General features: G+C 67.4%; 24 protein-coding genes and 1 pseudogene. 16 read left to right on the forward strand and 9 right to left on the reverse strand.

Annotated features, from left to right (window positions below; all coding sequences use genetic code 11):
• Positions 1-236 precede the first annotated feature (236 nt).
• Positions 237-3155 (forward strand): TonB-dependent receptor, encoded by a 2919-nt coding sequence (locus AC13GI_RS14455; protein ID WP_482996655.1) that lies wholly within the window; start codon positions 237-239, stop codon positions 3153-3155.
• Positions 3156-3314: 159 nt separating this feature from the next.
• On the opposite strand, the gene AC13GI_RS14460 is transcribed toward AC13GI_RS14455, so the two are convergent.
• The gene (locus AC13GI_RS14460; protein WP_099785305.1) at positions 3315-3572 is read right to left on the reverse strand and encodes a DUF2789 domain-containing protein; all 258 of its coding nucleotides are present in this window, start codon (positions 3570-3572) and stop codon (positions 3315-3317) included.
• Positions 3573-3680: 108 nt separating this feature from the next.
• On the opposite strand from AC13GI_RS14460, the gene AC13GI_RS14465 reads away from it, so the two are divergent.
• The 5 genes from AC13GI_RS14465 to AC13GI_RS14485 are packed head-to-tail and all read left to right on the forward strand — an operon-like array spanning position 3681 to position 6633.
• Complete coding sequence (locus AC13GI_RS14465) at positions 3681-4268, forward strand: biliverdin-producing heme oxygenase (protein WP_088101223.1); 588 nt, start codon at positions 3681-3683, stop codon at positions 4266-4268.
• A 31-nt stretch (positions 4269-4299) separates the two neighbouring features.
• Complete coding sequence (locus AC13GI_RS14470; RefSeq protein ID WP_482996656.1) at positions 4300-4767, forward strand: YbaN family protein; 468 nt, start codon at positions 4300-4302, stop codon at positions 4765-4767.
• Positions 4754-5482: a tonB-system energizer ExbB gene (gene exbB, locus AC13GI_RS14475; protein WP_482996657.1), complete on the forward strand. Its 729-nt coding sequence runs from the start codon at positions 4754-4756 to the stop codon at positions 5480-5482. Before AC13GI_RS14470 ends, exbB begins: the two co-directional genes overlap by 14 nt.
• 9 nt (positions 5483-5491) lie before the next feature.
• Entirely contained in the window at positions 5492-5917 is a 426-nt protein-coding gene (gene exbD, locus AC13GI_RS14480; protein ID WP_482996658.1) for a TonB system transport protein ExbD, read from the forward strand.
• The gene (locus AC13GI_RS14485; RefSeq protein ID WP_482996659.1) at positions 5914-6633 is read left to right on the forward strand and encodes an energy transducer TonB; all 720 of its coding nucleotides are present in this window, start codon (positions 5914-5916) and stop codon (positions 6631-6633) included. Before exbD ends, AC13GI_RS14485 begins: the two co-directional genes overlap by 4 nt.
• Before the next feature lie 133 nt (positions 6634-6766).
• On the opposite strand, the gene AC13GI_RS14490 is transcribed toward AC13GI_RS14485, so the two are convergent.
• Positions 6767-8794 (reverse strand): sodium-translocating pyrophosphatase, encoded by a 2028-nt coding sequence (locus AC13GI_RS14490; RefSeq protein WP_099821617.1) that lies wholly within the window; start codon positions 8792-8794, stop codon positions 6767-6769.
• Between the two features lie 306 nt (positions 8795-9100).
• On the opposite strand from AC13GI_RS14490, the gene AC13GI_RS14495 reads away from it, so the two are divergent.
• The gene (locus AC13GI_RS14495) at positions 9101-9604 is read left to right on the forward strand and encodes a hypothetical protein (protein ID WP_099821616.1); all 504 of its coding nucleotides are present in this window, start codon (positions 9101-9103) and stop codon (positions 9602-9604) included.
• Positions 9605-9699: 95 nt separating this feature from the next.
• Here the strand turns inward: AC13GI_RS14495 and AC13GI_RS14500 are convergent, their stop codons facing one another.
• Positions 9700-10956, reverse strand: coding sequence for a 6-phosphofructokinase (locus AC13GI_RS14500; RefSeq protein WP_482996660.1), 1257 nt, complete (start codon positions 10954-10956; stop codon positions 9700-9702).
• Positions 10957-11092: 136 nt separating this feature from the next.
• On the opposite strand from AC13GI_RS14500, the gene AC13GI_RS14505 reads away from it, so the two are divergent.
• From AC13GI_RS14505 to AC13GI_RS14515, 3 genes are all read left to right on the forward strand, one after another.
• Positions 11093-11656 (forward strand): adenylate kinase, encoded by a 564-nt coding sequence (locus tag AC13GI_RS14505; protein WP_025874177.1) that lies wholly within the window; start codon positions 11093-11095, stop codon positions 11654-11656.
• Between the two features lie 327 nt (positions 11657-11983).
• Positions 11984-13348, forward strand: coding sequence for a UDP-N-acetylmuramate:L-alanyl-gamma-D-glutamyl-meso-diaminopimelate ligase (gene mpl / locus AC13GI_RS14510; RefSeq protein WP_482996661.1), 1365 nt, complete (start codon positions 11984-11986; stop codon positions 13346-13348).
• Positions 13345-13923: an LON peptidase substrate-binding domain-containing protein gene (locus AC13GI_RS14515; protein WP_482996662.1), complete on the forward strand. Its 579-nt coding sequence runs from the start codon at positions 13345-13347 to the stop codon at positions 13921-13923. Before mpl ends, AC13GI_RS14515 begins: the two co-directional genes overlap by 4 nt.
• A gap of 221 nt (positions 13924-14144) precedes the next feature.
• Here AC13GI_RS14515 and AC13GI_RS14520 read toward each other — a convergent pair whose 3' ends face one another.
• Positions 14145-16142 (reverse strand): bifunctional DedA family/phosphatase PAP2 family protein, encoded by a 1998-nt coding sequence (locus AC13GI_RS14520; RefSeq protein ID WP_099821612.1) that lies wholly within the window; start codon positions 16140-16142, stop codon positions 14145-14147.
• A gap of 85 nt (positions 16143-16227) precedes the next feature.
• Here AC13GI_RS14520 and AC13GI_RS14525 point away from each other — a divergent pair, with 85 nt between their 5' ends.
• Both AC13GI_RS14525 and AC13GI_RS14530 read left to right on the forward strand, forming a co-directional pair.
• Positions 16228-16890, forward strand: a complete 663-nt coding sequence (locus tag AC13GI_RS14525; RefSeq protein WP_099821611.1) for a serine/threonine-protein kinase — start codon at positions 16228-16230, stop codon at positions 16888-16890.
• Entirely contained in the window at positions 16887-17375 is a 489-nt protein-coding gene (locus tag AC13GI_RS14530) for a DUF2867 domain-containing protein (protein WP_482996663.1), read from the forward strand. The genes AC13GI_RS14525 and AC13GI_RS14530 overlap by 4 nt, the downstream gene beginning before the upstream one ends.
• A gap of 47 nt (positions 17376-17422) precedes the next feature.
• Here the strand turns inward: AC13GI_RS14530 and AC13GI_RS14535 are convergent, their stop codons facing one another.
• Complete coding sequence (locus AC13GI_RS14535; protein WP_482996664.1) at positions 17423-18106, reverse strand: hypothetical protein; 684 nt, start codon at positions 18104-18106, stop codon at positions 17423-17425.
• 107 nt (positions 18107-18213) lie between these two features.
• On the opposite strand from AC13GI_RS14535, the gene AC13GI_RS14540 reads away from it, so the two are divergent.
• Positions 18214-19032 (forward strand): SDR family oxidoreductase, encoded by an 819-nt coding sequence (locus AC13GI_RS14540; protein WP_093817934.1) that lies wholly within the window; start codon positions 18214-18216, stop codon positions 19030-19032.
• Positions 19033-19124: 92 nt separating this feature from the next.
• On the forward strand, positions 19125-20117 hold the full coding sequence (locus AC13GI_RS14545; RefSeq protein ID WP_482996665.1) for a YiiG family protein: 993 nt from the start codon (positions 19125-19127) through the stop codon (positions 20115-20117).
• Between the two features lie 256 nt (positions 20118-20373).
• On the opposite strand, the gene AC13GI_RS14550 is transcribed toward AC13GI_RS14545, so the two are convergent.
• Positions 20374-21246: an ion transporter gene (locus AC13GI_RS14550; protein WP_089238093.1), complete on the reverse strand. Its 873-nt coding sequence runs from the start codon at positions 21244-21246 to the stop codon at positions 20374-20376.
• Between the two features lie 63 nt (positions 21247-21309).
• On the opposite strand from AC13GI_RS14550, the gene AC13GI_RS14555 reads away from it, so the two are divergent.
• Complete coding sequence (locus AC13GI_RS14555; protein WP_482996666.1) at positions 21310-22536, forward strand: acetylornithine transaminase; 1227 nt, start codon at positions 21310-21312, stop codon at positions 22534-22536.
• A gap of 150 nt (positions 22537-22686) precedes the next feature.
• Here the strand turns inward: AC13GI_RS14555 and AC13GI_RS14560 are convergent.
• Positions 22687-23283 (reverse strand): annotated as a pseudogene (locus AC13GI_RS14560) (HAD-IA family hydrolase); the annotation flags it as partial.
• Between the two features lie 122 nt (positions 23284-23405).
• Between AC13GI_RS14560 and azu the strand changes: the two are divergent.
• A complete protein-coding gene (gene azu / locus AC13GI_RS14565; protein ID WP_100554198.1) occupies positions 23406-23855 on the forward strand; it encodes an azurin in 450 nt (149 codons plus the stop codon).
• A gap of 173 nt (positions 23856-24028) precedes the next feature.
• On the opposite strand, the gene hemL is transcribed toward azu, so the two are convergent.
• Positions 24029-25318, reverse strand: coding sequence for a glutamate-1-semialdehyde 2,1-aminomutase (hemL, locus tag AC13GI_RS14570; RefSeq protein WP_482996667.1), 1290 nt, complete (start codon positions 25316-25318; stop codon positions 24029-24031).
• Positions 25319-25333: 15 nt separating this feature from the next.
• Positions 25334-25969, reverse strand: a complete 636-nt coding sequence (gene thiE, locus AC13GI_RS14575; RefSeq protein ID WP_482996668.1) for a thiamine phosphate synthase — start codon at positions 25967-25969, stop codon at positions 25334-25336.

The raw sequence follows: 25969 nt of genomic DNA on the forward strand, positions 1-25969 counted from the left end.
CCGACCAACGGTCGGCACCCACCGCCGCGACCAGCCGACCAACGGTCGGCACCCACCGCCGCGACCAGCCGACCAACGGTCGGCACCCACTGCGACCGCAAATCCCTCTTGGGGTTGCCGCGCGCCCATCCGTCTTACCCCGCGAACGTACCCGCCGCCGCCACGTACGTCGCCGTGTCCACGTCCGCCGTGGATGACGCCGCGTTCGCGGCACCGATTACCTGACAGGCTCCCCCATGTTCGACTCCCACCGCCCGCGCCGCATGCTGCGCCCGTCCCGACTGTGCATCGCATTGCTGGCTGCCGGTCTTGCCAGTGCCGCACCCTCCGTACTGGCGCAGAGCGCCAGCGGCGACCACGCTGCCGTGCAGCGCTTCGACATCCCGGCGCAGCCGCTGGACGAAGCATTGCGCAGCTACATGCGCCAGTCCGGCGTGCAGGTGGTGTATCCCGCATCGCTGGCGCAGGGCGCAACCTCGCGCGCGGTCAGTGGCAGCCTGTCGGCCAGCGAGGCGCTGCAGCACCTGCTGCAGGGCACGGGCGTGGCAATGCGCAGGGTCAGCGCCGATGCGGTCACCCTCGAAGCGGCACCGCCGGTGCAGGCCGGCAGCGGTGTGATCGTCACCGATACGCTGAGCGTGGCCGGCGACGTTGTCGACAGTAGCGCTACCAGTGATGAAGCGCGCCTGCTCGACAGCTACCGCAGTGTCGGTTCCAGCACCACGCTCAACCGCACGCACCTGGAGCGCTTCCGCGGCACCTCCAACGGCGACATCGTCAAGGGTGTGGCCGGCGTCACTGCGGGAGACCCGCGCGTGGGCAACGGCTTCGACGTCAACATCCGCGGCATCCAGGGCCAGGGTCGCGTACCGGTGATCATCGACGGCGGCCAGTCCAGCATGGACACCTATCGGGGCTATGCCGGGCAGTCGCAGCGCACCGATCTCGACCCGGACCTGATCTCCAGCCTGACCATCACCAAGGGCCCGAGCCTGCAGGCCAATGCCTCCGGTGGGATCGGTGGCGTGGTCGAAATGGAGACGCTGAAAATCGGCGACGTGCTGCGCGAGGGCCGCGACGTCGGCGTGCGCGTGCGTGGCGGCCTGGCCAACGCCAGTGCCAACAACCTGCCGGCCTACAGTGCCACGCCGCGTACGGATCGCAGCGCCACCGGCAGCCAGTTCTTCAACGTGGCTGCGGCAGGTCACTGGGACCGCTTCGATCTGGTCGCTGCCTACGCGTACCGCGACAACGGCAACTACTTCTCCGGCAAGCATGGCTACGATGATTTCCCGCAGACCCGGCGCACGCTGGCGCCGCTGAATCCGCCGCGTACCGAGGTATTCAATACGTCTGCACGCTCGAAGTCGGCGCTGCTCAAGGGCACCTGGCGCATCGACGACGCGCAGACGCTGGAAGCCGGCTATCGCCGCTACGAAGGCACCGCCGGCGAGATCATGGCCTCGCAGATCATCCGCGTCGACCGTGACCGCATCCCGCAGTGGGACCCGGGCCATGTCGACATGGACAGTTACAGCCTGCGCTACCGCTTCAACCCGGACAGCGACCTGATCGATCTGCGCGTGAACGCTTCGTACACCGACACCGACAGCGTGATGTACAACAGCCTGACCGGCATCACCCCGTGGTACTTCGACCGCCGCACCGAGTGGTACGACGCGCCGAGTTTCAGTGGTGACCCCGGCTACAAGGATGCCTATCGCAACCCGCTGCGGCAGAAGCGCTTCGGCCTGGATGCCAGCAACACCTCGACGTTCGACACCCGTGCCGGCGCGTTCACGCTCGACTACGGCCTGTCCTACAGTGACGAAGACATCGCCCCGGGGAGCTCGGGACCGGTCATGCACGATGATCTGGTCAACAACCGTTTCCTGCGCAATGCCGAGCGCAAGGAATACAGTGCCGTGGCGTCGCTGAAGTGGCAGCCCGACGAACACTGGGAGCTGTTGGCCGGTGGTCGATGGAACCGGGTGGATGTGCATGACCGCAACCGCCTGGCCACGCCCGATGCGTACGAGGTGCAGGGCCAATACCGCTACACCGAGTTGCTCAACGGCAACCCCAAGCTGCCGTCGTGGCGCGCAAAGCGCATCGCGCTGCTGAACTGGTACCCGGATGCGAACGGCAATTTCACCCAGGAATCGCTGCTGGCCTCGCCGTACAAGAAGGGCACGGTCGGCGACATCGGTGGCTGGAACTTCTACGATGCCGGCAAGGCACAGGATCTGGAAGTGCCGGTCAGCTGGACCTGGTCGCAGCCGATCCGCCGTCGCGACACCGCGTTCTCGCCGACCGCCAGCGTGGCCTACCGCTTCAGCGAAGACACCATGGTCTACGTGAAGTACGCCGAAGGCACCAAGCTGCCGAGCCTGTTCGAGACCACGCTGGGCCTGTTCACCGCCGCCAAGCCGGTGGGCGAGTTGAAGCCGGAGCGTGCGCGCAGCTGGGAAATCGGCGCCAGCACCATCCGCTACGACCTGTTCACTGCCGGCGACCGCCTGGCGCTGAAGCTGGCGTACTTCGATACCCGCATCGACGACCTGATCACCCGTGACTACCGCACGCTGTCGGCCGGCCTGATCCGCAACGTCGACCAGTTCAAGGTCTCGGGCATGGAGTTCCAGTCCAGCTATGACAGCGGCAAGGTGTTCGCCGACCTGTCCGCGCACTACTACTTCAAGGCCAAGACCTGCGCGCCGGACATCGCCGCCGAGCGTCGTGCCTACGGCGCACAGCGCAAGAATGACGAGCTGGCCAATACGCCCAACTGTGTGGACGGTGGCTTCGAGGGTTCGTACACCAACACGCAGAACCCGCCGCGCTACATGGTCAACCTGACCCTGGGCTCGCGCCTGTTCGACGAGCGGCTGACGTTTGGAACCCGCGTGGTCCACAACGCCGGCCCGATCAGCAAGCTGGACAAGGACTGGAACGTAGGTCTGTCGGCGATCCAGCAGCTGTATCGGCCGACCACCCTGGTCGACCTGTTCGGCAGCTGGAGCTTCAACGACCAGTTGTCGGTGGAAGCGGGCGTGGACAACCTCACCGACCGCTACTACCTGGACCCGCTGGCCCTGGGCGTGATGCCGGCACCGGGCCGCACCGCGCGCCTGGCGTTGACCTGGAAGTACTGATCGGCGGGGTCGGATCCCTTTCCTGCGGAATGGGCTCCGACCCCATCGGGTCCGGCCATCCACGCATGGCGTGGATCTACCGAACAACCGGTAGCGCCGGGCCATGCCCGGCGGATCGCGCAGATGAAACGGTAGCGCCGGGCCATGCCCGGCGAATGCTTACAGCCCGGTCGCTGCCTTCACCGCCTCTTCGTGCAGCGCTTCGTTCAGTTCGTCGACCACAGTGGTCCACGCCGCATCGGCCTGCAGCGATTCGCTCAGGAACTGGCGCTGGGCATCGTTCCAGTAGGGCGCCTCGACCACTTCAACGTCGGTGGCCAGCTGGTGCTCGCGGATGAAACGGGCGATGCCCTCGGCGCTGGCATCCAGGCCCAGCTGCAGGAACAGGTTGGTCATGCGCGGTTCGGTGGTGATCATCGTCGGCTCCGGGTGGAAGAAGGGGATGGCCCATTATCGGCGCACACGGGCTTGGGGAAAGCCCCGCAGCAGACGTCTACAGCACGACGACCCTCCTGGCATTCCCCCATGAACGCACACATCGCTCCCGAAGACAGCCGCAGCGTGCGGCTCAAGGCCGCCACCCGCGACAGCCACGGCGCGCTGGACAAGCGCATCATGGCCGGCGACATCTTCGCCGACCGCCGCAACTTCGCCCGCTTCCTGCGCGTGCAGTACCGCTTTCACCGCAGCATCGATGCGCTGTATGGCAATCCCGCGCTGGACGCACTGCTGCCCGATCTCGGAGAGCGCCGGCGGCTGACACAGGTCGCACGCGACCTGCAGGACCTTGAACAGACCCTGCCGGACGCCGACATCCCCGCATTGCCGTTGCACCTGGCGCTGCCCGCAGCGCTGGGCTGGCTGTACGTGGCCGAAGGCTCCAACCTGGGCGGCACCGTGCTGTACAAAATGGCGGCCAGGCTCGGCCTGGACCGCGACTTCGGTGCCCGCCACCTGGCCGCGCATCCGGATGGCGCCGCGCGTCACTGGCGTGCGTTCACTGCTGCGCTGGACGCGGTACCGCTGAGTGCCGAGCAGGAGCAGCAGGTGATCGATGCGGCCGATGCTGCGTTCCGCAGCGTGCACGGCCACGTCGAAGTGGAATTCGCCTGATGAACGCCGACCGCGCGCAGGCGCAGGGTTGATGCGCTGGCTCTGGTTCGCGCTGGGCTGGGTGATGGTCGGCCTCGGCGTGATCGGCGCGTTGCTGCCGGTGATGCCGACCACCATCTTCCTGATCCTGGCGGTGGGGTGCTTCGCGCGCAGCTCGCCGAAGTTCGAGCAGCGCCTGCTGGCGCATCCGCGCTACGGCCCGTCGTTGCGGTTGTGGCGTGAGCAAGGCGCGGTGTCGCGCAAGGGCAAAGCGTTCGCCAGCACCGGCATGGCGGTGGGGTTCGCGATGTTCTGCTGGGGCGCACACCCGTCCTGGCGCCTGCTGCTGGGCGTGGGCCTGTTCTTCGCGGTCAGCGCCGGCTATGTGCTCAGTCGACCAGCACCACGGGTGGAGCCCACGCCGCTGGTGGAAGTGGACGACGCCCATGATCCGCGCACGGCCCGTCGCCGTGCTGCGTCCCCTGATTCTGATGGAACCCGAGACGATGCTGCCTGCTGACCTGGCCCCCGTGGCCGCCCCTGCACTGACCCCGTGGGGCATGTACCTGGCCGCCGACGTGGTGGTGAAAGGGGTGATGATCGCCCTGGCAGTGGCCTCGCTGGCTACCTGGACCGTGTTGTTGGCCAAGGGCTGGGAGTTGGCCCGGCAGGCGCGGCAGCTGCGCGCGGCGCGCGCGCTGCTGCTGCAGTCCGCACAGCTGCCGGCGCAGAGCGAAGACGCAAGCCTGCCACAGGGCACCGCGCTGGCAATGCTGGACGCCGCACGCACCGAACTGCGCCTGTCGCGGGATCTGGATGGCCGCGACGGCATCAGGGAGCGCGTTGCCTCACGCCTGGACCGCATCGAACTGGAAGCCGCGCGCGTGCAGCGGCGCGGCATCGGCGTACCCGCCAGCATCGGCGCGGTGGCGCCCTTCGTCGGTCTGTTCGGCACGGTGTGGGGCATCATGAACAGTTTCATCGGCATCGCCCACAGCAACACCACCAATCTGGCGGTGGTTGCGCCGGGCATCGCCGAGGCGCTGCTGGCAACCGCGCTCGGCCTGGTCGCGGCGATTCCCGCAGTACTGGTCTACAACCACTTCAGCCGCGTGCTGGCCGGCCTGCGCGGCCTGCTCGGCGATCTGTCGGCGGCGGTGCAGCAACTGGTCTCGCGTGATCTCGACCGCGCCGCGCCGCGCACCGCAGCCACGTCGCTGCGTGCGGTGCACTGAGGCGCGACGATGGCGATCAGGACCGCGTCCGACCGTGACGACACACCGGAAGAAGCCCACGAGATCAACGTCACGCCGTTCATTGACGTGATGCTGGTGCTGTTGATCATTTTCATGGTGGCAGCACCGCTGGCGACCGTGTCAGTGCCGGTGCAGCTGCCGGCCAGCAGTGCCAGTGCCACGCCGTCGGAACAGGCGCCGGTGTACGTGACCGTGCAGGCCGACCTGTCACTGCGCGTCGGCGAGCAGGCGGTCGCGCGTGATGGGCTGGCCGCGGCACTGCAGACGGCAACCGACGGTGACACCGCGCAGCGCCTGTTCCTGCGTGCCGATACCCGCGTGCCCTACGGCGAACTGATGGCGACGTTGGATGCGCTGCGTGCCGCGGGCTATCTGAAGGTGGCGCTGGTTGGCCTGGAGCAGGGTGCGCGATGAAAGGACTGCGACGCTGGGCGACCAGCCTGGCGATCGTGCTGCTGGTACATGCGCTGCTGATCGGCACGGCCTGCTGGTGGGCGGCACGTGCGCCGGCGCTGGCGGCCACTGCACCGCCCGCAGCGCTGATGCTGGAACTGGCACCGATGGCACAGGCGCCGCCGGTGCCGCCCCGCGAGGTCGCCAGCGGGCCACTGCAGCAGCAACAGCAGCGGCAGGCGCCGAAGCCGGCGCTGCGTGAGCAACCGAAGGCGCCCGTGCAGCCGCAGGGTGAGCTGCCGCCGCCACGCACACCGGAACCGACACCCTCGCCGGACACCGCCGAGGCCAATGTCGCCCAGACCAGTGCACCGCCGCAGGTCGCCGCCGATGCCGCCGCACGCTACACCGCACCGCAGACCACGGCCGGTGAGCGCAGCCATGCCGAGGCAAGCTGGGAAGGGCGCCTGCTCGGGCACCTGCAGAAGCATCGGCGCTATCCGCGCCAGGCCGAACGGCTGCGCCAGCAGGGCGTGGTCCATGTGCGTTTCGCGGTGGCCCGTGATGGGACAGTTTCCGGCGTGCGGCTGGGCCGCAGCAGCGGCTTCGCACTGCTCGACCAGGAGACGCTGGACACCGTGCAGCGCGCCAGCCCGGTACCGGTGCCGCCGGCCGAAGTGGCCGGCGACCCGGTGGACGTGATGGTGCCGGTGTCGTTCTTCCTGCGCGGGCGCTGAACGGGATCGGGGGCTGCCATCCACGCATGGCGTGGATCTACCCGAACGCCGCTGACCGGCATCGGGGTCGGATCCCTTTCCGCAGGAAAGGGCTCTGACCCCAGTGGCGCCGTTATCCACGCATGGCGTGGATCTACAGCAATGGCACCAGCAGCAACGCCACGATGTTGATGATCTTGATCAGTGGATTGATCGCCGGGCCGGCGGTGTCCTTGTACGGATCACCCACGGTGTCGCCGGTCACCGCCGCCTTGTGTGCCTCACTGCCCTTGCCGCCGAAGTGACCATCCTCGATGTACTTCTTGGCGTTGTCCCAGGCGCCGCCGCCGGTGGTCATCGAAATGGCCACGAACAGCCCGGTGACGATCGTGCCGATCAGCAGTCCGCCCAGCGCGCGTGGCCCCAGCAGCAGGCCGACCACCACCGGCACCGCCACCGGCAGCAGCGACGGCACGATCATTTCGCGGATCGCAGAGCGGGTCAGCATGTCCACTGCGCGGTCGTACTGCGGCTTGGCGGTGCCCTGCATGATGCCGGGGATCTCGCGGAACTGCCGCCGCACTTCCTCCACCACCGCGCCGGCCGCGCGACCGACCGCTTCCATCGCCATCGCGCCGAACAGGTAGGGAATCAGGCCACCGATCAGCAGGCCGATGATCACCGTGTGGTCGCTGAGGTCGAAGCGGAACTCCTGGCCGGGATTGGCCGCCTGCAGGTTGTGCGTGTAGTCGGCGAACAACACCAGCGCGGCCAGTGCCGCCGAGCCGATGGCATAGCCCTTGGTCACCGCCTTGGTGGTGTTGCCCACCGCATCCAGCGGATCGGTGATGTCGCGGATCTCCGAGGGCAGTTCGGCCATCTCGGCGATGCCACCGGCATTGTCGGTGATCGGCCCGTAGGCATCGAGCGCGACGATCATGCCCGCCATCGACAGCATGGCAGTGGCGGCGATGGCAATGCCGTACAACCCGGCCAGGGCATGCGCGCCCCAGATCGCCGCGCACACGGCGATCACCGGCAGCGCAGTGGACTTCATCGAGATGCCGAGGCCGGCGATGATGTTGGTGCCGTGGCCGGTGGTCGAGGCCTGCGCCACGTGCTGCACCGGCTTGTACTGGGTACCGGTGTAGTACTCGGTGATCCACACGATCAGTCCGGTCAGCACCAGGCCGATCAATGCACAGCCGTAGAGGGCGAGAGGGCCATGCACGTTGTCGGCCATCAGTCCGGTGGTGATCGGATAGAACGCGATCGCCGCCAGCACGCCTGAGACGATCACGCCCTTGTACAGCGCGCCCATGATCGAGCCACCGGGCTTCACCTTCACAAACAGCGCGCCGATGATCGAAGCGATGATCGACACACCGCCCAGCACCAGCGGATACAGCACCGCATTGGCACCGGCCTCGGCCAGCATCAGGCTGCCCAGCAGCATGGTGGCGATCACGGTGACCGCGTAGGTTTCAAACAGATCGGCGGCCATGCCGGCGCAGTCGCCCACGTTGTCACCGACATTGTCGGCAATCACCGCCGGATTGCGCGGGTCGTCTTCGGGAATGCCCGCTTCGACCTTGCCGACCAGATCGGCACCGACATCGGCGCCCTTGGTGAAGATGCCGCCGCCCAGGCGCGCGAAGATCGAGATCAGCGATGAGCCGAAGGCGAGGCCGACCAGCGCATGCAGCGCCTGTTCCATCGGCAGGCCCATGCGCAGCAGCAGCGCGTAGTAACCCGCCACGCCGAGCAGGCCCAGCCCGACCACCAGCATGCCGGTGATCGCACCGCCGCGGAACGCAACGTCCATCGCCGCACTGATGCCGCGGCGCGCGGCCTCTGCGGTGCGTACGTTGGCGCGCACCGACACGTTCATGCCGATGTAGCCCGCTGCACCGGACAGCACCGCACCGACCGCGAAGCCGATCGCGGTGTACCAGCTCAGGAAGATGCCGACCAGCACGAACAGCACCACGCCGGCGATGCCGATGGTCAGGTACTGGCGGTTGAGGTAGGCGCGCGCGCCTTCCTGGATGGCCGTGGCGATGGCGACCATGCGTTCATTGCCGGTGGGTTGGCGCAGGATCCAGCGCGCCGAGACGATTCCGTACAGGATCGCGAGAATGGCGCAGCCCAGCGCCAATGACAGCCCGTGACGTTCCAGCATTAGACCCCTCCGCAGAATGGATGGACAAGCATCCAGTGGCGATGAACTGCACCACGAGGGGGACGACGGGCTGCAGCCTGGAACCAACCCGTACCGACCTTGGTGGTCGTCCGACGTATGGCGGTGTTCAGCATTCCCTGGTGTCCGCAGTATGCGTGCACCCGCGCCCGGATGGTAGCGCCGGGCCGTGCCCGGCGAGCGCAGCGGTTGTTGCACCGACGCCATATCCGTCGTCCCCATCACTACCTTTGCACCCCGTTAAGCCAACCTCTGCAAGCCTGCGCGCAGTCCTGTCGGAGAATCCCCATGCGTCTGTCCCTGTTGATGCTTGCCGTCCTGGCCCCGGCCCTGCCTGCCTTCGCGGCGGAAGCACCCGAACTGCAGCGCGCTGTCGGTGCACCGCAGGCGGTCGGTGCAGTGCATACGCTGCGGCAGATTCCCGAAGCCTGTGCGCGCCTGGAAGGCGCGTTCACCGGCCAGGCCGCAGAGCCCTATCGTTTCTCGGCGGTGCGCACCAGCGAGCAGTGCCAGCCGCGCGCCCGCTTTGTCGACTATGCCAAGGCACAGCCGAGCGCCGACAAGGGCTGGAAGCTCAATGACGTGATCCGTGTGCCGAATGCGGCGTGCCCGGCGCAGCAGGCGGTGGTGCGCGTGTGGCGTCTGCCGGTGAACAACGCGCAGGCGCTGGATGGGCAGGGCCAGTCGCGCATCTATCTGGAAGAAGCCAAGAAGCAGGCCGCCGCCGGCAAGATCCCGCAGGTGACGATGTTCGCCGCGCAGCTGCAGATGGAAGGCAAGGCCTGCAACTGAGGCCTTGCATCCACGCATGACGTGGATCTACGGGAGGGGAGACCCGGGGAGTGCCGGCCGCTGGCCGGCAACCCCGTGATCAATCCCTTTGTGGGTCAGCCTTCGAACGCTGGCAGCTTCTGCTTCACCGCGACGTTCTTCAGCGTCACGTACTTCGGCAGGCCATCGCTACCGTAGGGCAACGGTGCTTCGCCCTTGATCAACGGCTGCAGGTAGGCACGCGCCTTGGCCGTGATGCCGAATCCATCGCGGCGGATGAAGCTGGCCGGCATCTTCTTCTCATGGTTGGCGATCTTCGACAGCGGTGCGGCTTCGATCTTCCAGCGATACGGCGCATCGCTGCTGCGCACGATCACCGGCATCACCCCGTTCTGGCCCTTCAGCGCCAGCTGCACGGCGGCCTTGCCCACCGCCTGGGCCTGTTCCCAGTCGGTCCTGCTGGCTAGGTGGCGGGCCGATCGCTGCAGGTAGTCGGGCAGGGCCCAGTGCACCTTCAGCCCCAGCTGGTCCTTGACCCGACCGGCCAGGTGCGCGGCCACGCCGCCCAGCTGCGAATGACCGAAGGAGTCCTTGCCACCGCCGGCGTCGGCGACGAAGCGGCCATCGGCGGTGGCGATGCCTTCCGACGCCACCACCACGCAGTAGCCCACGCGTGCGACCACAGCCTTGACCTTGGCCAGGAACGCGGCCTCGTCATAGGCGCGCTCGGGCAGCAGGATGATGTGCGGGGCATCGTCCTCGCCGGTGCCGGCCAGGCCGGCGGCCGCGGCCAGCCAGCCGGCGTGGCGGCCCATCGCCTCGTAGATGAAGACGCGGGTGGAGGTCTCGGCCATGGCCGCCACGTCCAACGCCGCTTCGCGCACGGACACGGCCGTGTACTTGGCCGCCGAGCCGAAGCCGGGGCAGGTGTCGGTCACCGCCAGATCGTTGTCGATGGTCTTGGGCACGCCGATGCAGGTCAGGTCGTAGCCGGAGCTTTTCGCCAGCTGCGACACCTTCAGTGCGGTATCTGCCGAGTCGTTGCCGCCGTTGTAGAGGAACCAGCGCACGTCGTGGGCGCGCAGGACCTCCAGCAGGCGGTCGTAACGGGCACGGTCGGCCTCCAGCGATTTCAGCTTGACCCGGCACGAGCCGAATGCGCCGCCGGGGGTGTGCGCCAGGGCGCGGATGGCCGCAGTACTCTCCTTGCTGGTGTCGATCAGCTCCTCGCGCAGGGCGCCGAGGATGCCGTTGCGCGCGGCCAGGACCTTGATTCCCTTGGCGCGGGCCTGTTCGATCACCGCCGCGGCAGTGGCGTTGATGACGGCGGTGACGCCGCCGGACTGGGCGTAAAGGAGGGTGCCATTGCGCATGCTTCTACCTGCTCAGGGGAGGGGACATTGCAGGGACATTACCCGGATGCGCTAAAGTGGCGCTATTGCGGTGCAGCGATACCGGACCGTCCGGGACGCGAACCTTCTTTATTTTCAACACGTTGGAGTCAGGTCAATGCGATTGGTTCTGTTGGGACCGCCCGGTTCGGGCAAGGGGACACAGGCGACGCGCCTGAAGGAAAAGCTCGAGATCGCCCACATTTCCACCGGCGACATGCTGCGCGCGGAAATCGCCGCCGGCTCCGAGCTGGGCAAGCAGGCCAAGTCGGTGATGGATGCCGGCAACCTGGTGTCCGATGAGATCCTGCTGGGCATGCTGAAGTCGCGCCTGGCCCAGGCCGATGTCGCCAAGGGCTTCATCCTTGACGGCTATCCGCGCAATGTGGCCCAGGCCAACGCGCTGGACGGCATGCTGGCCGAGATCGGCCAGCCGCTGGATGCCGTGGTGCAGCTGGACGTGGCCACCGAACTGCTGGTCGAGCGTATCGCTGGCCGTGCGCAGGAACAGGGCCGCGCCGACGACAATCCGGAATCGGTGCGCAAGCGCCTGCAGGTCTACACCGAGCAGACCGCTCCGGTGGTCGACTTCTACGCTGGCCGTGGCACCCTGGCCCGCGTCGATGGCGTCGGCGAACTGGACGAGATCGAAGCCCGCATCCTGGCGGCGATCAAGCGCTGAGCCGTTCGGGCGGTCGATGCCGGCTGCCGCAGGCGCAGAAAAACAGGCCTGATCCGCGAGGATCAGGCCTGTTTCATTTCATAGGTGCCAGCAAAGGGCTTGCTCAGGGCCCCCACAGCATGAGCTCCCTTGGGGATGGCCTCTTGGGGAGTAGGACCGGTTCGGGTACTGCGGCTGGCATCCTGAATTGTGTCCGGGTTCACAGAACATCGCTATCGGGAATTCCCTGACATGCGATTGGAGTTTTCTCACAGTGACTGTAGGGGTTCTCTTACCCTGTTGCCGACAATGGCCCTATACAGCCGTGATCGGTCACAATCCCCGGTCATGAGCAGCGTACATATCCTTGCAATCGCCGGCACCTTCATGGGTGGCGTGGCCGCCCTGGCACGGGAACTGGGCCACCCGGTCAGCGGCAGCGACCAGGCCATCTATCCGCCGATGTCGACCCAGCTCGAGCAGCTGGGCATCACCCTGGACCAGGGCTACCGCGCCGACAGCGTGCCGGAAGGCACCGCGCAGGTGGTGATCGGCAACGCGCTGTCGCGCGGCAATCCGGCCGTGGAAGCCGTCCTGGATGCCGGCCAGCGCTACATTTCCGGCGCCCAGTGGCTGTCCGAGCAGGTCCTGCCGGGCCGCGACACCCTGGCCGTGGCCGGCACCCATGGCAAGACCACCACCACCACCATCCTGACCTGGCTGCTGGAGAACGCCGGTCGCTCCCCCGGCTTCCTGATCGGCGGCGTCGCCGAGGACTTCGGCGTGTCTGCCCGGTTGGGCCAGGGCCGCGAGTTCGTCGTCGAAGCCGATGAGTACGACACCGCGTTCTTCGACAAGCGCAGCAAGTTCGTGCACTACCGGCCGCTGGTGGCGATCCTCAACAACCTCGAATACGACCACGCCGACATCTTCCCCGACGTGGCGGCGATCCAGCGCCAGTTCCACCATCTGGTGCGGACGGTGCCGGCGCGTGGCCGCCTGATCGTCAACGGCGAAGATGCGCACCTGGCCGAAGTGCTGGCGATGGGCTGCTGGACCCCGGTCGAACGCTTCGGCTTCGATCCGTCGCTGGAATGGCACGCCGAGCTGCTGGCCGCCGATGGCAGCGCGTTCCGCGTCCATCATCGCGGGCAGGCACTGGGCGATGTGCACTGGTCGCTGCTGGGCCGCCACAACGTGCTCAATGGCCTGGCCGCACTGGCCGCTGCACATGCAGTGGGTGTCGCGCCGGCCGAGGTGATCCCGGCGCTGGCGCGCTTCCGCAGCGTCAAGCGGCGCATGGAAGTGATCGGCAACCACGATGGCATCACCGTCTACGACGACTTCGCCCATCACCCGACCGCGATTGCGACCACCCTCGAAGGCCTGCGTGCCAGGGTCGGTGATGCGCGCATCGTGGTGGCGATGGAGCCGCGCAGCAATTCGATGCGGCTCGGGGCCCACGCACAAGCGCTGGCACCGTCGTTGGCACTCGCCGATGAGGTGGTGTTCCTGCACCGCCCGGAGCTGGCCTGGGATGCGGCCGCAGTGATCGCCGCGGTGCGCGGTGAGGCGCACGCGGTGGCCGACACCGATGCGCTGTTGGCGCAACTGCAGTCCGACGTGCGCAGCGGCGACCATGTGGTGTTCATGTCCAACGGCGGCTTCGACGGCGCACCGCGCCGCTTCCTGGCAGGACTGCAGGCACGATGAGCGGCGAGGGTTCGCTGCCGCTGTTCCCGCTGCATACGACGCTGCTTCCCGGCGCGGCGATCGGCCTGCGCGTGTTCGAGCCACGCTACCTGGATCTGGTCCGCGAAACTGGCCGCAGCGGCGAAGGTTTCGGCGTCTGCCTGATCCTGGACGGGCACGAAGTGGGCGCGCCGGCAACGCCGGCCGCCTTCGGCGTGCAGGTGAAGATCGAGGATTTCGATGTCGGCGCCGACGGCGTGCTGCAGCTGCGATTGCGCGGCACCCGCCGTTTCCATGTCGAGCGCACGCGCGTGCGCGACAACGGGCTGGTGGTGGCCGATGTGCGCTGGTGCGATGAGGATCCCGATGACGAACTGCGTCCGCAGCATGCGCTGCTGGCGACGGTACTGGACCACATCATCGAGCAGGCGGGCACGGCGTTCGCACCGGCCACGCCAGCATTGATGGACCAAGCCAGCTGGGTCAGCTGGCGGCTGGCCGAGCTGCTGCCGCTGAGCGAACAGCAGCGCCTGCAGCTGCTGCAGCTGGACGACCCGCACCAGCGCCTGCAGCAGCTGCTGGGCTGGATGCCGTAAGAAAGCGGCCGCAGCGCTCGCCGGACATGGCCTGGCGGCGGTAGATGCCAACCTTGGTTGGCAGCCTTTCGCGCAAGCGCCAACCAAGGTTGGCGACTACCAGAACGGAGCAGAACCGGTAGATGCCAACCTTGGTTGGCAGCCTTTGCCCGAAAGCGCCAACCAAGGTTGGCGACTACCAGGACAGAGGCGGTAGCGCCGGGCCATGCCCGGCGGATCCATCAGGGCGCGGTGGTCTTCAACCGCAGCACCGGCAGGCCGGTTTCCGGGTGCACGGCTTCCTGCTGAGGCAGCGCCTGCACCGCTTCCTTCACCGCGTTCAACGCCGGATCGATCCCGCGCACCGGGTGCCACATGCCGATCCACTGGAAGTGACGCTCGTAGCGCAGGGTCTGCGCGCTGCCCAGCCACAACGGGGTGTCGCCCGGCTGCAGCTGCGCTGGCGCCTGCCACAGGCGCAGTACGTAGCGCTCATCGGCCTGTGCGCCCTGGCGCACCATCAGCAGCGCTTCGACGCGCGTATCCAAGGTCGCCGGCAGCACCGGCAGTTCATCGGCGCCGGTGTTCTTGTCCAGCATCAGCAGCGCTTCCTGCCAGCCGGCCTGCGCCTGCACCTGCCAGCCGCGCGCTTCCAGCTGCGCCTGCAGCTGCGCCAACGGACCGGCCACCTGCACATCCAGCGGCCAGCGCTGGTCATCGTCGAACTCGTTGCGACGCGCCGGCAGCTTCGCCCAGTCGTGCTGCCACCAGGCCTGCGCGTCCATCGCCAGCGGTGCCGGCAAGGTCGGCTCGAAGCGTTCCAGCTTGATGGCGATGTTGCGCGGTGCGTACCACATCGCCGCCACCGCGAAGACGCCGTAGAACAGCCATGCCACCGGCTTCACCCAGAATGAGCGGTTGAAGCGGCGGCGATAGGCGATGCCCAGCACCAGCAGCCAGAACGTGCCGAACAACATGCCGCCGATGACGTCACTCAGCCAGTGCGCGCCCAGGTACAAGCGCGAGAAGCCGATCAGGCTGACCACGATGCCCGATACCAGGTACGGCCAGACGCGGGTGCGGCCGGGCATTTCGCGGGCGATCAGCACCGCGAAGAAGCCGAAGGTGATGGTGGCCATGGTCACTGACACCGACGGGAAGCCGAAGCCGCTGCTGGCATCGATCGGGCGCACCACGTCGACGGTGGCGCCGAGCAGTTTGGTCAGAGCCAGGCCGAAGGCCAATGCGGCCAGCCAATGGGCGGCCGCCATCCAGCGCCGGCGCCAGACCAGATAGCCCATCGCTGCAGCGGTTGCCGGCAGCAGCACCTGCCATGCACCCAACGAGGCCAGGGCGGCCATCGGGTAGTCGGCCAGCGGATTGCGCAGCGCCAGCATCGCCTGGTGCACCAGCAGATCCACCGCCAGGGGCTCGCCGTGGGCGACTACCACGGTCAACAGGGCGAACCAGCCCCAGCCCAACAGCAGCAGCATCAGCGCCAGCATCGCCAGCGGCACCGATTCGCGGCGCTTGGGGTCGAGTACGCCGACGGTGTAGCGACCGAGTGTCGGGTGCCGGTTGGACCAGTCGAGCAGGCGGGCCAGCCAGTTGTCCATGCGTGCGGCCGACCAGCGATAGCCGTACAGCACGATGGCCCAGACCAGGCTGAGGATCACCGCCAGCAGGCCGGCCACCACGACCAGCCGGCCGGCAACCGCAGCGACGGCGTCATAGGCTTCGCCGAGGATCCAGCCCGGGGCCAGGAACAGCACGGCCCAGGAGATGCTGGCGATGCCACTGGCCTGCACGTAACGGCTGGCAGGCATCTTCATCATGCCGGCGATGGCGGGCACGAATGGGCGGATGGCACCGACATAGCGGGCGATCAGGATGCTCTTGAACGCATTGCGGCGGAACAGGTTCTCGCCCCGGTCGAGCAGCTGCGGGTAGCGGCTGAACGGCCAGACGCCGCGCAGGCGGTCGCCCCAGCGCCGCCCTATCCAGTAGCTGATGCCATCACCGGCGAACGCACCCAGCGCCGCAGCCGCAACTGCATACGGCCCGGAGATCTGGCCCAGGCCGATGAACACGCCGACGGCGAACAGCAACGGCAGCGCTGGCACGATGGCGCCAAGAATGATGACCGCATCGCAGAAGGCGATCAGAAAGATGACCGCACCCGCCAACACGGGATGAGCGGCAATCCACGCGAGGGTGGCGTCGATCCATGAAGAGTCCATTTCCCGATTATAGAGGCGTGAAGGTGACTGGTTCCCAGCCGCTTGGTGACCGTTTGCAACCATCGCCATCGCCTAGAATGTCGCCATGCCTGTATCCAACAACGCGCCAACGCATGCACTGAAGGCCGACAGTTTTGGCCGGATCCTCCTCGTGCAGGGGCCTGAAGGCCCCTTCGTGCGCCGTGATCTGAGCGCCACGCCGCTGTGGCTGCGGCTGCCTGCGTGGTGGCTGGCGCGGCGCGAAGCGCGTGCGCTGAAGCACATCCACGGCATGGCCGACGTGCCGCAACTGCTGGACTGGAATGGCCGCAACCTGGACCGCAGCTTCATGGCCGGCGATGCGATGTACCAGCGCCCGCCGCGCGGTGATGTGGCCTGGTTCCGCGCCGCGCGTCGCCTGCTGCAACAGCTGCATCGACGCGGTGTGGCCCACAACGACCTGGCCAAGGAAGCCAACTGGCTGGTGACCGAGGACGGTCGCCCGGCGCTGATCGACTTCCAGCTGGCGGTGATCGGCGACCCGCGCTCGCGCTGGATGCGCTTGCTGGCGCGCGAAGACCTGCGCCACCTGCTCAAGCACAAGCGCATGTACTGCCGCGCGTCGCTGACACCGGTGGAGAAGCGCGTGCTCAAGCGCACGTCGTGGGTGCGCGACCTATGGTTCGCCACCGGCAAGCCGGTCTACCGCTTCGTCACCCGCCGCATCCTGCATTGGGAAGACAACGAAGGGCAGGGACCCAAGCCGTGAGCACGCTGCTGAGCGAAGGCAGTGTGCTGCGTTCGCAACTGCCGGGTGCTGATTTCGTCCACGCCTGCCAAGAGGCGGCGCCGCGCAACGGGCGTTCGGCGCTGCAGGCCTACCGCGATATGGCAGCGGCGGTGCCGGGCTGGTTCGACGGGCTGATGGGCCTGCGCAACCGTGGCATGCGGCTGCTGCGCATGAAGGATCTCGGCTCGCTGCGCGCGGTGCAGCAGACCGTCGATCCACAGCCCGGGCAACGCCTCGGCATCTTCACCCTGCAGGCGCTGGGCGAAGATGCCATCGTGCTGGAAGACGACGACCGCCATCTGCGCGTGCAGCTGGCGCTGCAGTGGCACGGCGATGCGCTGGAAGTGGCGACGGTGGTGCACACCCACAACGCGTTCGGTCGCCTGTACATGCTGCCGGTTGCGCCGGTGCATCGCTGGATCGCGCCGCACCTGCTGAACAAGCAGGTGCGCGGGTATCGGTAGATCCGCGCCCTGCGTGGATGCGCTTTGCCGAATGGCGCGGCGGCCTCCTACGGCGTCACCGGCACCACCTGCTGGCCGATGAAGTTGCGCTTGCCATCGAAGTCATAGCCGATCTGCAGCTGCCCCACATCCGGGCACGCATGGCAATCGCGCAGCGGCGTGCGGTACAGCAGGCGGATGCCACCGCCATCCAGCGCTGCGGTACCGGCGGCCTGGGCCGGCGCGAACGGCGTGGCCTGCGGGTTCGCCTTCAGCACCTCCTGCACGCCGGGATCGGCGCGCAGCGTGTCGTCCAGCTGTACTGCATCCACGTCGATACGCTTGCCTGCGGCATCGACCAGGCGGGTGCCTTCATTGGTGTTGGCGCGGAATGGGTATTCGACGGTGACCACGCCCAAGCCATCGTGTTCATGCCAGGCTGTCACGTAGGCCAGTTCGCCACCGGTGGAGAGCTGTTCGGCGGCAGTGACCGCATCGGCACTGGCGCCGCCGGCACGCATCGCATCACGCAGGCAATCGCGGGTGGCCGCGCTGTCGCCCTGGCGGCAGGCATTGAGGTCACCATCCCAGACAACGGCCTCGCTCCAGCGCAGCTTGCCATCGCCAGCTGCCTTGTCGACGCTGGCGGCGTCATCCTTGGCCGGCGCGCTGCCGGGTTCAGGCGAACGGCCCTGGCAGGCAGTGAGCAGGGCCAGGCCCAAGGCAGGCAACAACAGGCGGGAACAGCGCATGGCGTGGACCTCGTGCAGTGACCGGGCCGCCAGTATCGTCAACGTGCGGTGAACTCCGCGTCGGCGCGGCATACTAGCGGCTCATTGCATACGCTGGAGTGTGGAACGTGGGCAGTCTGCAGGGCAAAACCCTTTTCATCACCGGTGCCTCGCGTGGCATCGGCCTGGCGATCGCATTGCGCGCCGCGCGCGATGGCGCCAACGTCGCCATTGCTGCCAAGTCGTCGGTGCCCAATCCGAAGCTGCCGGGCACCATCCACAGCGCCGCCGAGGCCGTCACCGCAGCCGGTGGCCAGGGCCTGGCGCTGAAGTGCGACATCCGTGAAGAAGACCAGGTGCAGGCGGCGGTTGCCGCCACCGTGGACACCTTCGGTGGCATCGACATCCTGGTCAACAACGCCAGCGCCATCTGGTTGCGCGGCACCCTGGACACGCCGATGAAGCGCTTCGACCTGATGCAGCAGGTCAATTCGCGCGGCAGTTTCCTCTGTGCGCAGGCCTGCCTGCCCTACCTGCTGCAGGCGCCGAATCCGCACATCCTGACCCTCGCACCGCCGCCGAGCCTCGATCCCAAGTGGTGGGGCGCGCACACCGGCTACACGCTGGCGAAGATGGGCATGAGCTTCGTCACGCTCGGCCTGGCTGCCGAGTTCGGCCCGCAGGGCGTGGCGGTCAATGCGTTGTGGCCGCGCACGGTCATTGCGACCGATGCGATCAACATGATTCCCGGCGTGGACGTCGGCGGCTGCCGTACGCCGCAGATCATGGCCGATGCTGCGCACGCGGTGCTGGTGCGCGAAGCGGCCGGCTTCCATGGCCGTTTCCTGATCGATGACGAGGTGCTGGCCGAGGCCGGCGTGACCGATCTTTCCGGGTATGCGGTGGATGCGTCGCGTCCGCTGCTGCCGGATCTGTTCCTGGATTGAGCCCGCCGGTGGAAAGAGGCCGACGGCTGCGGCCCTCGGCCCGCTGCGCTAGAATGCGCGGCTGTAATCGTTTTCAACAGGGATGTGAGCCCATGTCACGCACTCTTTCCATCGCGGCGCTGGCCGCTTCGCTGTCGTTGATCCTGGCCGCCTGCGGCGACAAGGCACCCACAGCCGCTGGCGGCGCGGGTTCTTCCGGAAAGCCGGAGGCCAACGCGGCGCCGGCCGACGCCCAGCAGCAGTTGACCGCGAAGCTCAACGCCTACATTGGCTGCTTCAACGCGCTTGATTCGAAAACGCACGGCAGCATCCAGTCCTATACGCGCTGGATCAAGGACGTGGATGCCGGCCCGAGCGGGCGCGAGACGAACGTGTACGGGCCGTTCGAGATCAGCGATTACGACTTGAAGCAATGCGACGCCCCCGTGACCGAAGCGATCGCCGCCAAGCCGGCGCTTGCCGATCTCGATGCCGCTGCAGGTCAGTACCAGCAGGCGCTGAAGGCACTGGTGCCGATCAGCAAGGAAGCCCACGACTACTACGAGCGTCAGGACTACGAAGACGACAGGTTTGCCAAGGGCAAGCAGCTGCACGCGCCGTTGATGACCGCCTTCAAGGATTTCGTGGTTGCCAGTGAAACGTTCAACGCCGAACTGGAGCGCCAGAACGACGCTGCCCAGCGCGAACAGCTCAAAGCGCTGGAACAGGCCGAAGGGCGCACGCGCGGGTACTACCGTCTGGCGATGATGCTGGAAGCCAAGGCCATCGTGGAGCTGATGACCGAGGACGACTTCGATCAGGCCAAGGCGCGCGAACGCCTGGATGCCTTCAACCGCATTTCCGATGAAGCGCATGCCAAGGTCGCCGACCAGGAGCCGGGCAAGCTGGACTGGAACAGCTTCGAACGCGAGGCCGAGAACTTCCGCCGTGAAGGCAAGGAGCGGCTGCAGCGCGTCAGCGCCAACACGCCCTACACCGACTTCGAACGACGCATGCTTGATTCGCCCTCGATGGCGCCGCGTGGTTCTGCCGGCAAGCTGATGCAGGAATATAACTCGCTCGTTTTCCAGAGCAACCGCCAGTAACCGGCACGCCAGCGCCTTTCCAGGCCTGCACGAACTGGATGAGGCGCCCCGGGGCAGCGCACTTTGAGGGATACCGTCGAGGGTGGTCGCGGCCTGCAACCATCTGCTGACCACCAGCAACCTGCTGACCACCTGCAACGGCATGGATTGCGCCGGTGGATCGACCCCGTGCGTGGATGCAGCACGTTGCATCCACGCATGGCGTGGACCTACTGTCGCAGGCATTGGTAGTGCCGGCCGCTGGCCGGCATTCCCGTCAGTGGCTGAACGTATCCGGCAACGGTCCGCCGCACTTGCGGCAGTGCCGCGCATCCGGTTCGTGGCCTTCCAGGCCGCAGTGCGGGCAGCCACGGGCATCGCGACGCGCGGCCAGTTCGGCATCACGCATGGTGCTGGCCAGCTCGGCGGTGTAGATGCCCGTGGGCACGGCGATGATGCTGTAACCGATCAGGATCAGCACCGAGGTGACGAAGCGGCCGAGCACGGTCTGCGGCACGATGTCACCGAAGCCGACCGTGGCCATCGTCACCACCGCCCAGTACATGCTGCTGGGGATGCTGGTGAAGCCATGGTTCGGCCCCTCGATCACGTACATCAGGGTGCCGGCGATGATCGTGATGGTGACCACCGTGAACAGGAACAGCAGGATCTTGCGCCGGCTGCGCCACAGCGACTGCATCAGCACGCCGCTCTCTTCGATGTAGCGGGTCAGCTTGAGGATGCGGAACACGCGCAGGATGCGCAGTGCGCGCACCACCAGCAGGCTCTGCGCACCCGGAATGAACAGCGACAGGTAGGTCGGCAGGATCGAGGCCAGGTCGATGATGCCCCAGATGCTCACTGCATAGCGCAGCGGTCGCTTCACTACCGCCAGGCGCAGCACGTATTCGGCGGTGAACAGGATGGTGAAGCCCCATTCCAGCACGTACAGCCAGTCGGCGTGGGCGATGTGGAAACGCTGCACGCTGTCGAACATCACCACCAGCACGCTGGCGATGATCGCGTACACCAGCAGCAGGTCGAAATTGCGCGAGGGCCGGCTGTCGTGGCGGTAGATGATGTCGAACCACCGGCGGCGCCAGCCGGTCTCGGTGGCGGGGTTCAGCTGGGGGGCGGAAAACGGTCGCATGCGTGCATTGTGCCGCACCGGTTCCGGCGCGAGAATGGGCGTTCCTGAACCCTGCCGACTGCCATGACCGCCGCTACCGATCCGCTGATCTCCCTGTCGCACTACTACCTGCCGGTGTACAAGCCCCGCCAGGTGGTGCTGGAGCGAGGCCAGGGCGCCCGCGTGTGGGACAGCCAGGGCCGTGAGTTCATCGACCTGGCCGCCGGCATCGCCGTGTGCGGCCTGGGCCACAACGACCCGGACCTGGTGGCCGCACTGGTCGAACAGGCCGGCAAGCTGTGGCACACCAGCAACGTCTTCTACAGCGCGCCGCCGCTGCACCTTGCCGAGGAACTGGTGAAGGCCAGCCGCTTCGCCGAGCGTGTGTTCCTGTGCAACTCCGGCGCCGAAGCCAATGAAGTGGCGATCAAGATGGTCCGCAAGTGGGCCTCCAGCCAGGGCCGTCCGGCCGACAAGCGTGTGATCATCACCTTCCGTGGCAGCTTCCATGGCCGCACCATGGGCGCGGTGACCGCCACCGCGCAGCCGAAGTACCAGGAAGGCTACGAGCCGCTGCCCGGGGGCTTCCGCTACATCGACTTCAATGATGAGGTGCAGCTGGAAACGGCAATGGCCGCCGGCGACGTAGCGGCGGTGATGCTGGAGCCGATCCAGGGCGAGGGCGGGGTGATGCCGGCCAAGTCCGGTTTCCTCAAGCGCGTGCGCGAACTGTGCGACCAGCACAACGCACTGCTGGTGCTCGACGAGATCCAGGCTGGCATGGGCCGTACCGGTACGCTGTTCGCGCACTGGCAGGACGACGTGGTGCCGGACATGGTGACCCTGGCCAAGGCGCTCGGTGGCGGTTTCCCGATCGGTGCGATGCTGGCCGGCCCGAAGGTGGCCGAAACCATGCAGTTCGGTGCCCACGGCACCACCTTCGGTGGCAATCCGTTGGCCGCGGCCGTCGCCCGCGTGGCGCTGCGCAAGCTGGCCTCGGCGGAAATCGCCGCCAATGTCAGCCGCCAGTCGAAGGCGCTGCGTGATGGCTTCGCCCGCATCAACGACGAGTTCAAGGTGTTCAGCGAAGTGCGCGGTCGCGGCCTGATGCTGGGCGCCGTGCTGAGCAAGGACTTTGCTGGCCAGGCCGGGGTGATCCTCGACCACGCCGCCGAGCAGGGCCTGCTGACCCTGCAGGCCGGTCCGGACGTGCTGCGCTTCGTGCCGTCGCTGAACATCACCGACGAAGAAGTGGCCGAAGGCCTGAAGCGCCTGCGCGCGGCGATTGCCGCGTTCATCGCAGCACGCTGAAGCCCCAACGTCGGGGTCGGATCCCTCTCCTGCGGAGAGGGCTCTGACCCCGTTGCCGCGGAATCCCTGTAGAGCCGAGCCCATGCTCGGCTCCTGTTGCCTGATACCGCGTTGAGCCGAGCATGGGGGCGGGGCTAACGGGGGTGACGCCAACCGATAGCGGTTACATACCATGCCCAAGCCGCGGCCATCGTGCACCGTTTCCGCATGCAGGCCCGCCGCGCGCGCACCGCGCACGTTGGCGAACAGGTCATCGACGAACAGCGTGTGCGCCGGTGCCACGCCGAGGGCTGCGAGCGTGCGCAGGAACACTTCCGGCGCAGGTTTGCGCAGGCCGAAATCCGCGCTGCAGAACACGCGATCCTGCAATGCAGGAAACAGCTGCGGCAGCAGCGTCGGCAGCGCCTGTGCCATCAACGCACCGTTGTTGGTCAGCACCGCGATCGGCACCTGCAGTGCCTGCAGCCGTTGCAGTACCGGCAGTTGCGGGTGGCTGGCCGCGTAGCGTGCGGCGATCCAGGTTGGCAGCGTTACCGTTGTGCCGAGCAGTTCGCCAAGCCGGGCCAGATAGCGCGCGCCATCCAGCGTGCCGCTGTCGTGTGCCGCTTCCAGTCCGCTGTCGTACAGCGCGGCCTGCACGTGCGCGGTCGGCACGTCCAGCGCCTGCGCCAGATGCAGCACGCGCTGCGCGCGCTGGTAGTGCACCAGCACGCCATCGACATCGAGCAGGAGAAGGTCGATCCGCATCCGTCGAGCATGCCATTGCCGTATCCCCACGCAAACCCTGGACCCCGACTGCGACACACGGTCGCAGCCGGGCGCGCAGGCCGCTGCCTAGAATGGCCATCGAACCTGCAGGAGACGCGATGATGAAGGCTTGGATGGTAGCGGTGGGACTGGGCGCGTTGATGCTGGCGCCGTCGGCGATGGCGCGCGTGTGTGCGGTGAGCATCGACAGCACCGACCAGATGAGTTTCAGCAGCCGCGAGATCAAGGTGGCCGCCGATTGCAGCGAAGTGGACCTGACCCTGCGCCACACCGGCAAGCTGGCCGCCACCGCGATGGGCCACAACTGGGTGCTGACCCGCACCGCTGACTACCAGCCGGTGGCGATGGCGGGCATGCGCATGACCCTGGCCGACAGCTACCTGCCGAAGGCCGACAAGCGTGTTCTGGCCCACACCAAGGTGATCGGTGGTGGCGAGACCACCCGCGTGCGTTTTTCCACGAAGGGTCTGCAGAAGGGCGGTGATTACACCTTCTTCTGCTCGTTCCCCGGCCACTTCGCGATGATGAAGGGCAAGTTCGTCTTCGGTTGATGCCGTCTGTAGAGTCGAGCCATGCTCGACTGCTCTCCGCGCTCCGCGCGGTAAGCCGAGCATGGCTCGGCTCTACAGGTGGAACGCCGCACGCAGCCTGGTAGATCCACGCCACGCGTGGATGCCGTGCCACCGCAATGCCGACCAAGGTCGGCACCCGCCGGGGCCCGATCTCAGCCCTTGGCCGCCTTGAACGCCACGCGCGCCGCTGCCAGCGTCGCTTCGATCACCGCATCATCGTGGGCGCTGGACAGGAAGCCAGCCTCGTACGCCGACGGTGCCAGGAACACGCCCTGGTCCAGCATCGCGTGGAAGAAGCGGTTGAACGCCGGGATGTCGCAGGCCGTGGCCTGGGCATAGGTCTCCACCTTTTCGCTGGTGAAGAACAGCCCGAACATCGCGCCCACCTGGGTGGTGGTCACCGCCACGCCGGCATCGGCGGCGGCCGCTTCCAGGCCCGCGCACAGGCGTGCGGCGCGCGCGCTCAGATCGTCGTGGAAACCCGGCTGCTGGATCAGCTGCAGCATGGCCAGGCCGGCGGCCATCGCCACCGGATTGCCGCTGAGCGTACCGGCCTGGTAGATCGGGCCAGCGGGGGCGATCTGCTGCATCAGCTCGCGACGGCCACCGTAGGCACCCACCGGCATGCCGCCGCCGATGATCTTGCCGAAGGTGGTCAGGTCCGGGCTGATGCCGTAGTACGCCTGCGCACCGCCCAGGGCAACGCGGAAACCGGTCATCACTTCGTCGAAGATCAGCAGGGCGCCGTACTGCGTGCACAGCGCGCGCAGGTGCTGCAGGTAGCCCTCGCGCGGCGGAATGCAGTTGGCGTTGCCGACCACCGGTTCGATGATCAGGCCGGCGACCTCGCTGCCGCGTGCCTCGAACAGAGCGGTGGCCGCCTCGAAGTCGTTGTAGGGCAGGGTCAGGGTCAGTTCGCTCAGGCCGGCCGGCACGCCGGGCGAGGTCGGCACGCCCAGGGTCAGCATGCCGCTGCCGGCCTTGACCAGGAACGAGTCGCCGTGGCCGTGATAGCAGCCTTCGAACTTGACGATGCAGTTGCGGCCGGTGGCACCGCGCGCCAGGCGGATCGCCGACAGGGTGGCTTCGGTGCCGGAATTCACCATGCGCACCATCTCGCACGACGGCACCAGACGGGTGATGGTCTCGGCCATGGTCACTTCCGCTGCGCACGGCGCACCGAAGGACAGGCCGTTGTCGATCGCCTTCTTCACCGCCTGGCGCACGGCGGTGTGGTTGTGGCCGACGATCATCGGGCCCCACGAACCCACGTAGTCGATGTAGCGGTTGCCGTCGACGTCGTACAGGTAGGCGCCGTCGGCGCGCTCGACGAAGAAGGGTTCGCCGCCGACCGACTTGAACGCGCGCACCGGTGAGTTGACGCCGCCGGGCAGCAGTTCCTGGGCGCGGGAGAACAGGGCGTGGGACTGGTCGTGGTTCATGGGGTTTCCTGGGTATTACTGCGGCGTATCGAAACGGGCGAGGTAGGCGCGCTGGGTCGCGACCGGGTCCTGCGCGGCATAGATGCCGCTGACCACGGCCAGCAGATCGGCGCCGGCATCGATGATGGGACCGACATTGTCCGGGCTGAGGCCGCCAATCGCCACCCGCGGCACGCCCAGTGCGGCGCTTTGCCGCAGCAGGTCGGTGTGGGCGCGACTGCTGGTGACCTTGGTGGTGGTGGGGAAGAACGCGCCGAACGCCACGTAGCTGGCGCCGGCCGCCACGGCACGCTCGGCGTTGGCCAGCTGGTCGTAGCAGGAGGCGCCGATGATGGCGTCGGCGCCGAGCAGGCTGCGGGCGGCGCCGATGTCACCGTCAGTGCCGCCCAGGTGCACGCCGGCCGCGCCGATGGCCTGGGCAAGCGCCGGGTCGTCGTTGACGATCAGCGGCACGCCGTGGGCGGCGCACAAGGCCTGCAGCGCCGTAGCCTGTTCCCGCCGCAGGGCATCGCCGGCGGTCTTGTTGCGGTACTGCAGCCAAGTGGCACCGGCGGCCAGCAGCGGCGCGGTTCGCGCCAGCAGGCGGGCGGTATCGGGTTCATCCGGGGTGATCAGGTAGACGCCGCGGGGCGTCGGGGAAGCAGAAGTCAT

It is taken from the genome of Stenotrophomonas sp. 82F1 (genome assembly GCF_056861525.1).